Genomic DNA, 14,600 nt, shown 5'->3' on the forward strand with positions numbered 1-14,600 from the left:
GGTGGCCCGCCGCTCCGGGTCGTCCAGCCAGTCGTTGACGGCGCCCATCAGCCAGACCGTCCCCTCGACGCCGTACTGGCCGGTGGCCCGCAGCCGGGCCGCCTCGAACTCGTCCGGGACCTGGTGGGGTTGGTGGAAGTAGGCGGTGGTGAAGGTCGGCCGGTCACCCGTCACCAGGAGCCGGCCGTCCGTACTGGCACCGTCCACCTGCGGGCGCCGCCCGGGGTCGTCCAGGTACCAGCCCCGGTTGACGGTGTCGTGCAGCGCGGCGAACCGGTTGATGGTCGCGGCCACCACCAGCCCGCCCGGCCGCACCACCCGCACACCGCACGCGCACCACATCGCATCGCATCGCACCGCACCACGTGCGCCACCCGCACCGCACCGCACCCGCCAGCGGCCCCGCCGGCCGGCGCCGACCGAGGAGTCCCGCGTGACCACGACCGCCCACCTGCCCGCGCAGCCCCTCGCGCGGCCGACCGTCGAGCGCCCCGAGGGCGCCGAGCGCTCCGGGCGCCGTCCGGTCCACCTGATCGAACTGACGGCGCTGCCCGGGGTCCGGTACAGCATCACGCTCGGCTACCTCCAGGCGGCCGCGGAGCAGGACCCGACCGTCCGCGACGCCTACCGGTTCGAGCGGCACATCCACCTGCAGAGCGCCGCCACCCAGGAGCAGGTGTACGCCGAGGTGCTGGCCCGGCTGGACGCGCCGTACCTGGTGGCGCTGACCGTGTACTTCTGGAACCGCACGCAGTCGCTGGAGCTGGCCACCCGGATCAAGCAGCGCTGGCCCGACTGCCTGGTGATGGTCGGCGGCAACGACGTCACCCACCAGGCCCGCGAGCTGTTCGCCGAGGCGCCGGCCGTCGACATCCTGGTGCACGGCGAGGGCGAGCTGCGCTTCGCCGAACTGCTCAGCGAACTCACCGAGCCGGCACCCGAGTTGGCGCGGATCAACGGCATCAGCTACCGGCGGGCCGACGGCACCGTCGCCTCGACGCCACCCGCCCAGCGGATCACCGACCTCGCCCTGGTGCCCTCCCCGCTGCTCTCCCCGGTCTACTCCGACGCCGACCTGGCGGCCTCCTGGCTGATCGTCTACGAGACCAACCGCGGCTGCCCCTACAGCTGCGCGTTCTGCTACTGGGGCGGCGCGACCAACGCCAAGGTCCGCCAGTTCCCGCTGGAGCGGATCACCGCCGAGCTGGAGCGGATCGTGCGGCACGCCCCGAACGGCGCCTCGCTCTTCATCGCGGACGCCAACTTCGGTCTGCTGCCGCGCGACCGGGAGATCGCGCAGACCCTGGTGGACCTCTGCCGGCGCCACGACAAGCAGATCCTGGTGATGACCAACTGGGCCAAGAACACCACCGGTCGGGTGGTGGAGATCGCCCGCATCCTGCACGAGGCCGGCCTCACCGGCGCCATCACGCTCTCCACCCAGAGCTTCGACCCCGAGGTCCTGCAGATCGCCAACCGCTCCAACATCCGTGCCTCGCACTACCACCGGATGCAGCAGGCCTTCCGCGAGCTGGGGATCCCGACCTACACCGACCTGATCTGGGGCCTGCCCGGCGAGAGTGCGGCGAGCTTCCGGGACGGCATCGAGGAGGTCCTGCAGGCCGGCGGGTCGCCGGTGGTCTACCCGCTGCTGCTGCTCAACAACACCGACTTCAGCCACGCCCGGTTCCGCACCGAGCAGGGCCTGGTCACCCGGCGGATGCCGGCCGACGTGAGCAACCCCGAGCTGGTGGCCGACGTGGTGGTCGGGCACGCGAAGATGACCGAGCGGGACTGGCTCGACGGGCTGGAGCTGCGGCTGTCCCTCTGCCTCTTCCAGAAGGTGCTGCTCCGCTGCACGCTGCGCTACCTGCACCGGACGAGCGGGGTGCGGATGGTCGACCTGCTGGAGGGCCTGCGCACGCTGCTCTTCGCCGAGCCGGCGGACGAACCCGCGGCGGGCGTCGGCGGCGGCGCGGGCGCGGGCGCCGGCGCCCGGGTGCGGCGGCTGGCCCGCAACTACGCGGACGCCTGGCGCGAGCCGGAGACCATCGACTGGGAACTGCTGCGGACGGCCAACCGCGAGCAGGGGGTGCCGGAGGAACTGCACTACCAGGCGATCCTGCGCCACCTGGTCGCCTCCCCGCAGGCGCTGCGGCGCTACCTGACGCAGACCGTCCGGGAGCTGCGCGCCCACCTGGCGCTGCCCGACTGCCCCGAGGCCACCCTCGACCAGCTGATCGGCGCCGACGTGGCCGGTACCGCGCTGCTGCGCACCACGCTCTCCGGCGCCCCGCAGCTGGTCGACTTCGAGCTGCCCGCCGACGTGCACCGGCTGCTGGTGGACAACGGTGACCTGCCGGCGCTGCCCGCGGACCCGGACGCACCCGAGCCGGACGTTGCCGCGCTGGAGACCCCCGACCCCACCGCCGACCCCGATACCCACACCGACGCGGACGCCGAGCCGGTGCGGCTGCGCCTGCGGGTCCCCGAGCGCTGGGCCCACCACCCGTTCAGCGCCTACGTGCTCTCGGTCTGGCACGGCAGCGGCAACGCCTTCCGCGACGCCGAACTGACGCGCGTCCCGTCCTGAGGGAACCCCCGCCCACGGCGTGGACGCGACGGGACCTGGCCCCGGGCGACGCTGCCCGGGGCCGGCCGTTCACGTTCCGTCCCGCCGTGACCGCCGAGCGATCAGGCGAGCGGGGCCGGGTAGGTCGGGTACTCCACCCCGGAGACGTGCTGGACGACCCGCACGACCTGGCAGGAGTAGCCGAACTCGTTGTCGTACCAGAGGTAGAGGATCGCGTTGTCGCCCTCGACCTTGGTCGCCCCGGCGTCGACGATCGAGGCGTGCCGCGAGCCGATGAAGTCGCTGGAGACCGCGTCGGGCGCGGTGGTGAAGTCGATCTGGCGCTTGAGCGACGAGGTCAGCGACACCGTGCGCAGGTGCTCCAGCACCTCCTCGCGGGTGGTCTCGCGCGCGAGCTGCAGGTTGAGGATCGCGATCGAGACGTCCGGCACCGGCACCCGGATCGAGCTGCCGGTGATCCGCGCCTTGAGGTCGGGCAGCGCCTTGGCGACGGCCGAGGCGGCGCCGGTCTCGGTGATGACCATGTTCAGCGGGGCGGACCGGCCACGACGGTCGGAGTCGTGGTAGTTGTCCAGCAGGTTCTGGTCGTTGGTGAACGAGTGGACGGTCTCCACGTGGCCGCGCAGCACGCCGTACTCGTCCGCCATCGCCTTCAGCGGCGGGACGATCGCGTTGGTGGTGCAGGAGGCGCAGGAGAGGATCTGCTCGTCCGGCTTGATCGTGTCGTGGTTGACACCGTGCACGATGTTGGGGACGTCGCCCTTGCCCGGCGCGGTCAGCACCACCTTGGCGATGCCCGGCTGCAGGTGCTTGGAGAGGCCCTCGCGGTCGCGCCACCGGCCGGTGTTGTCGATCAGGATGGCGTTGTTGATCCCGTACGCCGTGTAGTCCACCGTCGTCGGGTCGTTCGAGTAGATCACCGTGATCTCGTGCCCGTTGGCCACGATCCGGTTGTTCGCCTCGTCGACGGTGATGGTGCCCTGGAACTGGCCGTGGATGGAGTCGCGCCGCAGCAGTGAGGCGCGCTTGACCAGGTCCTCGCCCGCACCCTTGCGCACGACGATGGCCCGCAGCCGCAGGCCGTTGCCGGACCCGGCCTTCTCGATCAGCAGGCGGGCGAGCAGCCGGCCGATCCGGCCGAACCCGTAGAGAACGACGTCGCGCGGCTCGCGGCGCGCCAGCTTGTTCGCACCCGTCGCACCGGCGACGGCCTCGGCGGTGAATTCCGCCACCGACAGGCCGCGGGTGTCGGACGTGTACGTCGCGGCGAGCATGCCGATGTCGATCTGCGAGGGGCCCAGATCGAGGGTGCTGAGGGCCTGGAGGAAAGGCAGCGTCTCGGTGACCGAGAGCTCCTCACCGGCGATCTGGCGGGCGAATCGGTGGGTCTTGAGGATGCTGACCACCGACTTGTTCACCAGGGAGCGACTGTGCAACAGGACGGTGACGTCCCTCTCCCGATGCAGTCGGCCGATGATCGGGATCATCGACTCCGCGATTTCCTCGCGGTTCATCCAGTTGGTGAACACGTCCTCATTGACAGTCACAGGATCATCTTTCGAGTTAGGCGACGTTCACATGTTAGCTTTCGGCCATTCCGCCCGCTCCAGCGGACCCGCCCGAAGCGCACGACCCGCACCGTCCCGGGCCCGCCGGCGGATCGGATGGCGTGCGGACGATCCGCTCATTCCCGGCCCGGGAGCGGCGTGGGGGCGGCGCGGGCGCAGGTCGCCGTCGCCCCGCCCGACCCGCTGGACGGAGGCCGGGCGGACGCCGGGCGCCGGGCACCGCGCTGAGCTGCGACGTCACCGGTGACGGCCTCGGGACGATCTTCCGGCCCGGCCGGCCGGCCCCCACCCGCCGCAGCTACCGGTGAGTACCGAGTGGGTCACGGGTGGGTGGAGGCCGGGCGGCCGCCGGAGCGGGATCACTACGCTGCGCAAGCAGGTGACACCGACTCGGGGGAGATCGAAATGCGCCAGGTCACGAAAACCGTCGCGGTCGGCGCCGTCGCGCTGGCGATGCTGACCATCGGGGGGTACGGGGCGTACAGCCTGCTCGGCATGGTCGCGCCGGGCTCGTCGGCGGGCAGGCCGAAGGTCGTGGCCAGCGGGCCGCCGTCCGCTGACCAGGCCGCCCGGACGGCCACGGCCTTCCTGGCCGCGTGGTCGCAGGGGGATCTGGAGGCCGCCTCACAGCTCACCGACGATCCGCAGGGGGCGGTGGTCGCGCTGACCGCGTTCCGGACGAATCTGAAACCGACCTCGCTGGCGCTGGCACTGGCGCCGGGCGGGCCCGCGACCGGCGCCTCGCCGGCGCCGGGGGGTGACGGCGACCAGGTGGTGGAGGGGTTCGGCGTCACGGCGGCGTTCGCGGGGGCCGCCGGCCCGTGGCAGTACGACGGCCGGCTCGCGGTGGGGCGCCGCCGGGACGGCACGCCCGCCGTGCACTGGGCGCCGAGCGTGATCCATCCGCTGCTGGGCGCCGGCCAGACGCTCACCACCCAGCAGGTCCTGGCCCCGCCGACCTCGCTGACCGACCGGAACGGCAAGCCGCTGACCGGCCTCCCCTCGCTGCCGCCGATCGTCGCCGGCCTGCGGCAGGACAGCCCGGGGGACCCGGCCGACGCGGGCAGCGCGGTGGTGGTCACCGACGCCGCGGGGCACGCGCAGGGGCAGCCGCTCTTCACGATCACCGCGCCCAAGGGCGGCCAGCCGGTCCGCCTCACCATCGACGCCACGCTCCAGGCGGCCGCCGAGAAGGCGGTGCAGGAGCAGTACGCGAAGGGCGGCAGGACATCCGCGATGGTGGCGGTCGAGCCCAGCACCGGCCACATCCTGGCCATCGCCAACGCCCCCGCCACCGACTTCGACACCGCGCTGCTGGGGGCGACCGCGCCCGGCTCCACGATGAAGGTGATCACCGCGACCGCCCTGCTGCAGGCGGGCCTGTCGCCCGACGCCGCGATGCCGTGCCCGTCCAGCTACACGGTGGGCCAGAGCTACCGGAACGACTTCCCGGACGCCCGGCCGAACTACACCCTCGCCCAGGACTTCGCGGCCTCCTGCAACACCGCCTTCATCCGGCAGGCCACCCAGAGCCTCACGTCCGGCGACCTGGCGCGGACCGCCAAGGACTACTTCGGGATCGGCGGCGACTGGAAGATCGGCGTGCCCTCGGTGGACGGCGTCATCCCGCCGGCGGGGCAGAGCGCTGACGAGACCGCCTCGCAGTACATCGGGCAGGGCCACGTCACCATGAACCCGCTGCAACTGGCGTCGATGGCTGCCACCGTGGAGAGCGGCACCTTCCGGCAGCCGGTCCTGCTGGCCGACCAGCCGCAGCCGCCCGCTGCCCGCACGCTCGCGCCGGGCGTGCTGGGCGACCTGCGCTCGATGATGAACGCCGTGTTCACCGACCCGGCGGGCACCGCCCATGGGCTGGACGAGGGGCTGAGCGGGCGGCTGGGCGGCAAGACCGGCACGGCCGAGGTCGGTGCCACCGGGACGCCGACCAACAGCTGGTTCACCGGGTACCGGGACGACCTGGCGGTCTCGGCCGAGGTGATCGGCGGCGGCCTGGGCGCGCAGGCGGCCGCGCCGGCCGTGGTGGAGCTGCTCAGGGCGGGCAACGCGGGCTGAGGGCAGGCCGGGCCGGCGCGCGGTGCCCCTCAGCAGGACGGCGGCGGACAGGGCGGTGCCGCCCGCTCCCGGTTCGTCACCGGGGGCGGGCGGCACCGGTCCACCCCTTCGTGAGGGGAGGCCCATGGGGGTGGCCTTCAGGGGCGGCCTCTGGTTGGTCCGCTACCGCTACCGTTAGTACTGCGTGCTCACGGTCACGCCGCTGAACGCGGTCTTCGCGTACAGGCTGACGTAGCGGTAACCCGCGGTGGGGTTGGTCACGGTCAGCGTCTCGGTGTTGCCGGACCTGGTCGACCGGGCCGTGTACGCGCTGGGGCTCGCCCAGGTGTCGGCGTTGTAGTAGAGGTCGGCGTTGCCGGTGCCGCCCTTGGTGCTGACGGTCAACTTGCTGGTGCCGGCCGGCAGGTAGAGGTACAGGTAGTCCACCGCACCGGCGGCGGCCGACAGGTTGGCGCGCGAGCAGTTCTGGCCCATCACCCGGGAGTCGGGGTTGGTGCACTGCGGCAGGCCCGCCACCACGACCGTCTTCGAACTGGTCGCGGTCGCGCCCCGGTTGTCGGTGACGGTCAGCGTGACGGTGTAACTGCCCGCCGTGGCGTAGGTCTTGCTCGGGTTGGTGTCCGTCGAGGTGGTGCCGTCACCGAAGTTCCAGGACCGCGCGGCGATGCTGCCGTCGGAGTCGGTGGAACGGTCGGTCAGCGCGACCGTCAGGCCGCTGACCGCGGTGTCGAACGCCGAGGTCGGCGGCTGGTTCGTGGTCCCGCCGCCCTTGCAGGCGCCGGCGGCGCACGCGGTGAGCCAGCTGGCGAAGTCCGCGTCGTAGCGGGTGCCGATGGCGGTGGCGTAGACGGCGTAACCGCCGTTGTAGTCGCCGGTGCGGAACTTGGCCAGCATGTTCAGCACGTCGCCGCGGTGCTTCTCCAGCATGTAACGAACCGCCAGGTAGCCCCAGTTGTAGGTGCGGGTCTGGTCGGTGTTGTCGTAGGTGGTCTGCCACAGCGTGCTCAGCGGGTAGGTGTGCTTGCCCGCCTCGGTGATCGCCTCGTCGTAGTCGACGCCGCGGTAGCTGTAGGAGACGTACTCCGCGAAGCCCTCGATCCACCAGACGTCCGGCACGGCGGTGCTGGCGGTGAAGTCGCCGTAGGTGTCGTAGCGGCCGTCGAGGTAGTGGGTGTACTCGTGGTTGAGGTTCCAGACCTGGCCGCCCTGCTCGTAGGCGACGAAGACGGGCTGGTTGCCGGCCGTGGCCGGGTTGCCCTCCAGGTACTCGCCACCCGCGTTGGTGTCGACCCCGAACATGACGCCGCCGTAGGTCTGGTAGTCCGTACGGCTGTTGAAGATGACGACCTGGATGTTGGTGTTGTGGTCGTCGGCCACCGGGCCGCTGTCCGCCACGATGCCGTGGAAGTAGGCGTCCTGGTGCTGCAGGCTGCTGCAGGTCGCGGCCAGCTGGTCGGCCGGCATGTCCTGGGCCCGGATGGTGTGCGCGTCGTCGCACTTGTAGGTGATCGGCAGCGCGATGGTCCCCAGCCGGGTGGGCAGGTCACAGGTGCCGTAGTACGAGCACTGGTCGGGGTCGTACTGGTTGGCGACACCGGCCGTGGTCACCCAGAGCGCCGAGGTCGGGCCGCTGATCGAGCTGGCGTCCAGGACGCTCTTGACGATCGGGCGCACCGTGGCCTGCAGTGGGGCGTCCTGGAGGAACCGGGCCAGGATCATCCCGGCGTTGGTGGTCAGGTAGGCGTCACCGGTGCCGAGCAGGTCCAGGTGGCCCAGCGCGAAGGTGCGCAGGGTGGTCAGCACGCTGGGGTCGTTGGTGACGGCGGTGACGAACTCGGGGAACTGGTGGCCGCGGAAGAGCGGGGTGTAGACGTTGTTGGCCGCGCTCGTCATGCCCTGCACCGCGTCCCAGGCCGTGGTGTACCCGGCCAGCACCCGCTGGAGGGTGGGCAGGTAGCGGGCGGCCTCGGCGGCGCTGTCGATCAGGGTGACCGACTCGGAGAGGGTCGGGCCGTTGGCGTCGGTGACGTCGAGGAAGTGGCCGTTGGCCGTGGCGGCGTCGAGGCCGCCGCGGATCGCGCTCTGCAGGGCGGTGCCGTAGGGGCCCACCTGGGTGGCCATCCCGTACTGCACGTAGTAGCCGGCCCGCAGGAACTCCACCAGCTGCAGGATGCCGCCGGCGTCGGTGCCGGTGTAGGCCAGCGCGGCGCTCCGGTAGGCGTCTGCCACCGTGACCATCTGGGCCTCGCGGAAGACGCTGTTGGCGTCGCCCGCACCGGTCGTGAAGAGCGTGTTGACGCAGTCGACCGTCGAGGCCTTGACGAAGGTGACGAGCGCGCTGCCGGTCTTCGAGCCGAAGTCGGCCGGGGTGCAGGACGCGACGGCGGCGGCCGGGCCGGCGAGCGCGGCGGCAGCGGGCCTGGCGTAGTCGGTACGGGCGGCGGAGCTGGGCGAGGCGAGCAGCGGGAGTTCACCCGGGGTCAGTGGCCGGCCCTGCCGGTCCGGCACGCCGGCTCCGGCGGTGTGCGCGGCGGCGACCGGTGCGCCGCCCGGGGCCGGCCTGGAGGCGCCCTGGGCCGCGCCCTGCAGCGAACCGGCGATCACCGCGGCGGCCAGCGCCACGCCTATCGAGGACGCGATCTTGGAAAGTGTGAGAGCTCTTCGCATCAACGCTCCTGTGGGGGGAGTGCGTTTGCCGGGCTGTGGGGGCCCGGTCCCCTCGATCGAGAGGAGACGCGAGGTGGAGATTTTCACGGCTGACCTGCCGGAACAATGCGCCAGGGGATAGGAGAAGGGGCCCCGCGGGCATAACACCGCGCGCCCGCGGACAGCGGATCCGCCGACCCGTCCGCGGGCTCACCTCGGCATCTGTGCAATATCACCTGGTACCGAAACGGCCTCGCGACACGCATAATGGGCCTGCCGTTCTCTCCCCGGGCCAACGAGGTGTACCGATGGAACTGGAGCTTCGCCACCTGCGGGCCCTGTGCGCGATCGCGGACGCCGGCAGCGTCGGACGGGCGGCGACGGCGCTGGGCTTCACCCAGCCGGCGATGAGCACCCAACTGCGCCGGATCGAGGGCGTGCTGGGCGAGAGCCTGTTCATCCGCGGCAGCACCGGGGTCGAGCTGACCGCGTTCGGCGTGGAGGTGGTCAGCCAGGCCCGCGACGTGCTGGCCCGCGCCGACGCCCTCGGGCGGCGCAACACGGCCTGCGCGCCGGGGGCCACCCGCACCCTGCGGCTGGGCGCCACCAACACCCCGGTGCTGCCGAACCTGCTGGCCATCCTGCGCACCGCCTACCCCGACCTGACGGTGACGGTGTGCAGCGTGTACGCCACCGGGGAGCTGGTCCGGCTGCTGGAGGACGGGGAGCTGGACGTCGCGCTCGGCGTCGACTACCCCGGCCTGGAGCTGCGGCACTCCCCCGCGCTGGCGCACCGCGCCATCGTCACCGCGCCGATCTTCGTGGCCATGCCGGCCGACCACCCGCTGGCGCACCGCGTGGAGGTGCCGCTGGAGGAACTGGCCGACGAGACCTGGTTCGTCACCCCCGACGACGGGGTGGGCTGGCCCGGCGCGTTCTACGACGCCTGCCGGGCGGCGGGCTTCACCCCCGCCAACACCCACGAGTTCCTCGCCCTCGAACAGTTGCAGCTGATGATCGCCAAGGGCCTGGGCGTCACCGCCATCCAGGCCACCCTGCGGCCCATCACCGGCGTGCTGGTCAAGCCGCTGGCCGGCAGCCCGCTGTGGCTGCGGCACCTGCTGATCCGGCGGCGCGACAGCGTGGACGACGTGCTGGCCGAGGCGCTGCACCACTACACCGCCGGGGTCTACCGCGACCTGGTCACCCAGGCCCCGCAGTACCAGGCCTGGGCGGGCCGCACCTACACCGCGCCCCGCCCGCCGGCCTGACGGCGGGCGGACGGGGCGGGGTCGTGCGGGCGGAGCGGGGTCTGTCGGGGCGGGTGCCGTCGGGGCGGACTCAGCCGCTGGTGCTCACCGCTCCGGTCTCCAGGTGGCCCACCGCGCGCCGGCTCCACGCCGGGTCACTGCTGACGGTGACCGTGAAGTCGTACCAGCCGTTGGTGTAGGCGACGGCGTTGAAGTAGTCCGCGACCGTGGCGCCGGGGGCGACCTGGTAGGTCCACGGGCCGTCGGTGCGGTAGTTGGTCGGGGTGACGGTGAAGGTGACGGCGCTGGTCCCGGTGTTGGTCATGGTGAACCAGAGCGCCTGCTTGCCGGTGTCGGGCGCCGGCGCGTAGGAGGTGACGGCCTCGGCGCCCTTGCCGGCCGTGGTCGCGTTGCCGGCGAAGTGGCGCAGGAAGCGGTTGGGACCCACCACGGTCAGGTCGTACTGCCCGTTGCCGTAGTTGGCACCGATGTTGAAGAAGTCGCTGGTGCTGCCGTCGGCGCCGGTCGCGGCGTCGTGCGGCGCCACGGTGTACTGCCAGGGGCCGCCGGTGCGGTAGGCGTTGGCGTAGATCGAGTAGTGCGCGTGGGCGGTGGCCTGCGGGCCCTGGTTCGCCAGGTCGATCCAGAGCAGGATCTGGTTGTTGGCGTCGTACTCGATCCGGTCGACCCAGGCGTTGGGCTGGTAGGGCAGCGCGCGGGCGGGCTTGGTGCCGGCCTCCTGGACGGGCATCGCGTTGGTGCCCGGGCTCGGGTTGATCATCAGGTTGGCGGTGGCCTGGCTGATGGTGTCGTTGGTCGCGGGCAGCGCGGGCAGGCCGTAGACCGGGTTGGTGAAGTCGAAGGCGCCGGTGAGGTCGCCGCAGACCTTGCGCCGCCAGTCGCTGATGTTGGGGCAGAGCGCGGGGGTGCCCAGGGCCGCGGTCCAGGTCTCCAGGAAGCGGATGACGCTGGTGTGGTCGTAGACCTGGGAGTCCACGTAGCCGCCGCGGGTCCACGGCGAGGCGATGATCATCGGGACCCGGAAGCCCAGGCCGAGGTTGGCGCCGGCGTGGAACTCGTCCGCGGTGCCGGCGGGCGCGACGGGCGGCGGCACGTGGTCGAAGAAGCCGTCGTTCTCGTCGTAGTTGAGGAACAGCGCGGTGGAGTTGAAGGTGGTGGGGTCCGCCGCCAGGGCCTGCAGGACGAGGTTGATGAAGTGCGCGCCGTTCTCCGGCGGGCCGTCGGGGTGCTCGGAGTAGAGCTGGTTGGCCACCACCCAGGAGACCTGGGGCAAGGTGCCGGCGAGCGCGTCGGCCCGGATCGCGGCCGCGACGTCGTCCGGGGTCGAGCCGGTGCTGGGCACCGAACCCATGCCGCGCTGCGCCAGCGGGCTCGAACTCGGCGCGCCGGTGAACTGGTTGAAGTAGGCGAGCGCGTTGTCGCCGAAGTTGTCACTGGCGTTCTGGTAGACCTTCCAGCTCACCCCGGCGTTCTGCAGCGACTCGGCGTAGGTCTGCCAGTGCAGGCCGCTCTCGTCGCCGCCGTCGTAGGCCGGCCCGCCCGCGGTTCCGTTCGGGTCGATCGTGCCGGACCACAGGTAGGTGCGGTTGGGGCCGGTCGCCGACAGGATCGAGCAGTGGTAGGCGTCGCAGATGGTGTAGGCGTCGGCCAGCGCGTAGTGGAACGGTATGTCCGAGCGGTTCATGAACCCCATCGTGCGGTTCGAGCCCTTGGCCGCGATCCAGGAGTCCATCTTCCCGTTGTTCCACGCCGCGTGCTGGGTGGACCAGGAGTGGTCGAGCGAGCCGTCGCACTGCGCGAGCTGCTCCTTGCTGGTGCCCCACCACCAGGTGCTGGTAGCGCTGAGCTGCCAGGGGTACTGCCGGCCGCTGCCGTCGGGCTGGTTGAAGACGCTGTTGCCACCGGCGAGTTGGATGGTCGACCGGTCGCCGAAGCCGCGCACGCCCTTGAGCGCGCCGAAGTAGTGGTCGAAGCTGCGGTTCTCCTGCATCAGCACGACGACGTGCTTGACGTCCTTGATGGTCCCGGTGGCCGCGGCGGCCGCGCGCGACACGGCGCCGGGCAGGGACTCCAGGCCGACCACGGCGCCGAGCGCGGCGGCGGAGCCGAGGAAGGTACGACGGGTGACGGGTGACACCTGAGCCTCCAAAAGCAGTACAGACAACTCCAGCCCGGGACTCTCCGGCAGCGAGATGTCAACTGGCCGGTAACAAGATGACGGCAAGATAGCAGCGGGGCGAACCCTTGCGCTGCACCCGCGTCAATCCGCCGGACAGGAAAGGAAGTTAACTGTTCTGGCGACTCCGGGACATACCCGGCGGATCAGCCCCCCGAGGCCGGGCGCCCGCGCTTCGCCGGCTCCCGGTAGCCCGGGTGGACACCAGGGGTCAGCCCCTGCCGGGTGGCGACCAGCTCCAGCAGCGAGATCAGCTCGGCGCGCTGGGCCTCGTCCAGGCCGGCACAGATGTCGCTCTCGTGCTCGGTGGCCACCTGCCGCACCTCGCCGAGGATCCGGTACCCCTCGGGCGACAGGTGCAGCTCGTGGTGGCGGCGGTCCTCGACCCCGCGCCGGCGCTCCACCAGGCCCTTGCCGTCCAGGTGGTCGATCAACGCGACCACCCGACTGGGCACCACTCCGAGGTCCGTCGCCAGCGCCCGCTGGCTGCGCCCGGGCCGGGTCGCGATCATCCGCAGCAGGCCGACGTCGGCCGGACTCAGTCCGAGCCCGGCGACCCGTTCGCCGAACCGGCCCGCGGCGTGCGCGCCGATCTGGGCGAGCAGGAACGCCGCACCCCCGCGCGGCGGGATCGCCTCCACGCCGCTCCCGTCACCCGAACCACCCTCGCGGCTGTCGCCCGCCCGCCCTTGCTGCTCGCTGCTCACGGAGCTATCGTACAGGGCACAGAAGGATTCACCATGGTGAACGGTTTCATAGAGAGAACGGATCGAACCATGCAGTCACCGCTGGACATCACCGACACCGGGACCGGCCCCGACGCCGGCCCCGAAACCGCGCCGCACTACCCGGACCTGGCCGGCAAGGTCGCCCTGGTCACCGGCGGCTCGCGCGGCATCGGTGCGGCCACCTGCCGGGCGCTGGCCGCGAACGGCGTGCGGGTCGCGGTCGGCGGCCGGGACGCGGCGGCCCTCGGCGCCGTCGTCGGGGCGATCGAGGCCGCCGGCGGGACCGCCCTGGCCGCACCCGCGGACGTCACCGACCCGGCGGCGGTCGACCGCCTGCGGGCCACCGCCGAGCGGGCGCTGGGCCCGGTCGACATCCTCGCCCCGTTCGCCGGCGGCCAGGGGATGCCCACCCCGACCGTCCAACTGCCGCCGGAGCGCTGGCGGTCGGTCCTCGACGCCGACCTGACCTCGGTCTTCCTCACCGTCTCGGCGTTCCTCCCCGGCATGATCGAGCGCGGCAGCGGCACGGTGATCACCATGGCCTCCACCGCCGGCCGCACCCCCAGCGGCGCCAACGTCGCCTACGCGGTCGCCAAGGCCGGCGTGCTGATGCTCAGCCGGCACCTGGCGGCCGAGGTGGGCCCGCACGGGATCCGGGTCAACTGCCTGTCCCCGTCGGCGGTCCTCAACGACCGGATGCGCACGTCGATGTCCGCCGAACAGCTGGCGGGCCTGGCCGCGGCCTTCCCGCTGGGCCGGATCGGCCGGGCGCACGACGTCGCGCAGGCGGTGCTCTTCCTGGCCTCCGAGGCGTCCTCCTGGATCACCGGGGCGACGCTGGACCTCACCGGCGGGCGGGTGATCCTGTGACCGCCACCGACCACACCACCGACCACGCCACCGAGTTCGGCAGGGAGCACGGCACCGGGCCCGCCGCGCACCAGGAGCGCCACCAGGCCCAGGGCGGACCGCCGCCGGGTGTGCTCGCCGTGGTGGTCACCGCGCTCTTCCTGGCCGGGCTGGTCCTCAGCACGGTGCTGGCCGGCGGCCACCCCTTCCCCTCGCCGTTCGGTCCCGGCGGGCCGATCGTGGCGTACTTCCGCGACCACCACACCGCCGTGCAGGTGGGCGCCGCGCTGAACTTCGGGGCCGCGATCCCGCTGGCGATCTACGCCGCCACCGTCTCGGCCCGGCTGCACCGGCTCGGCATCCGCGCCCCCGGCGCCACCATCGCCCTGGTCGGCGGGGTGCTCGCCTCGGCCTTCCTGGCCTGCTCCGGGCTGGTCAGCTGGGTGCTGTGCCGCCCCGAGGTCCTCGAACAGGCCTCCCTGGTACGGGCGTTCCAGGATCTGGCGTTCGTCCTCGGCGGCCCCGGGCACGTCGTGTCGCTCGGGCTGCTGATCGCCGGCATCGCCGTGCCGGGCCTGCTCGCCGGCCTGCTGCCGCGCCGGCTGGCGATCGCCGGCCTGGTCAGCGCGGTCGTCGCGGAGCTGTCCACCGTGCTGCTGCTCTGGCTCAACTCGCCCTCCAACCCGACCGGCCGGG

At 72.3% G+C, this 14,600-nt stretch carries 9 protein-coding genes and 1 pseudogene; 5 read left to right on the top strand and 5 right to left on the bottom strand.

Annotated elements, in window-relative coordinates:
• A pseudogene (locus ABD323_RS07775) lies at nucleotides 1–342 on the bottom strand (class I SAM-dependent methyltransferase); the annotation flags it as partial.
• A gap of 91 nt (nucleotides 343–433) precedes the next feature.
• Between ABD323_RS07775 and ABD323_RS07780 the strand changes: the two are divergent.
• Nucleotides 434–2,593: a B12-binding domain-containing radical SAM protein gene (locus ABD323_RS07780; protein WP_344440490.1), complete on the top strand. Its 2,160-nt coding sequence runs from the start codon at nucleotides 434–436 to the stop codon at nucleotides 2,591–2,593.
• A 101-nt stretch (nucleotides 2,594–2,694) separates the two neighbouring features.
• Here ABD323_RS07780 and ABD323_RS07785 read toward each other — a convergent pair whose 3' ends face one another.
• Nucleotides 2,695–4,140, bottom strand: coding sequence for a glyceraldehyde-3-phosphate dehydrogenase (locus tag ABD323_RS07785; protein WP_344440491.1), 1,446 nt, complete (start codon nucleotides 4,138–4,140; stop codon nucleotides 2,695–2,697).
• A gap of 426 nt (nucleotides 4,141–4,566) precedes the next feature.
• On the opposite strand from ABD323_RS07785, the gene ABD323_RS07790 reads away from it, so the two are divergent.
• The gene (locus ABD323_RS07790) at nucleotides 4,567–6,234 is read left to right on the top strand and encodes a penicillin-binding transpeptidase domain-containing protein (protein WP_344440492.1); all 1,668 of its coding nucleotides are present in this window, start codon (nucleotides 4,567–4,569) and stop codon (nucleotides 6,232–6,234) included.
• Between the two features lie 174 nt (nucleotides 6,235–6,408).
• On the opposite strand, the gene ABD323_RS07795 is transcribed toward ABD323_RS07790, so the two are convergent.
• A complete protein-coding gene (locus ABD323_RS07795; protein WP_344440493.1) occupies nucleotides 6,409–8,901 on the bottom strand; it encodes a collagenase in 2,493 nt (830 codons plus the stop codon).
• A gap of 287 nt (nucleotides 8,902–9,188) precedes the next feature.
• On the opposite strand from ABD323_RS07795, the gene ABD323_RS07800 reads away from it, so the two are divergent.
• Entirely contained in the window at nucleotides 9,189–10,151 is a 963-nt protein-coding gene (locus ABD323_RS07800) for a LysR family transcriptional regulator (protein WP_344440494.1), read from the top strand.
• Nucleotides 10,152–10,221: 70 nt separating this feature from the next.
• Here the strand turns inward: ABD323_RS07800 and ABD323_RS07805 are convergent, their stop codons facing one another.
• Together ABD323_RS07805 and ABD323_RS07810 are read right to left on the bottom strand one after the other, a co-directional pair.
• Entirely contained in the window at nucleotides 10,222–12,288 is a 2,067-nt protein-coding gene (locus tag ABD323_RS07805) for a phosphocholine-specific phospholipase C (RefSeq protein ID WP_344440495.1), read from the bottom strand.
• A 185-nt stretch (nucleotides 12,289–12,473) separates the two neighbouring features.
• A complete protein-coding gene (locus ABD323_RS07810) occupies nucleotides 12,474–13,034 on the bottom strand; it encodes a MarR family winged helix-turn-helix transcriptional regulator (RefSeq protein ID WP_344440496.1) in 561 nt (186 codons plus the stop codon).
• A 69-nt stretch (nucleotides 13,035–13,103) separates the two neighbouring features.
• Here ABD323_RS07810 and ABD323_RS07815 point away from each other — a divergent pair, with 69 nt between their 5' ends.
• On the top strand, nucleotides 13,104–13,925 hold the full coding sequence (locus tag ABD323_RS07815; protein WP_344440497.1) for an SDR family NAD(P)-dependent oxidoreductase: 822 nt from the start codon (nucleotides 13,104–13,106) through the stop codon (nucleotides 13,923–13,925).
• Nucleotides 13,922–14,600, top strand: a 679-nt coding sequence (locus tag ABD323_RS07820) for a hypothetical protein (protein WP_344440498.1), incomplete at its 3' end; no start/stop codon positions are given. The genes ABD323_RS07815 and ABD323_RS07820, both read left to right, overlap by 4 nt.

It is taken from the genome of Kitasatospora nipponensis (assembly GCF_039528135.1).
Taxonomy (GTDB): Bacteria; Actinomycetota; Actinomycetes; order Streptomycetales; family Streptomycetaceae; genus Kitasatospora; species Kitasatospora nipponensis.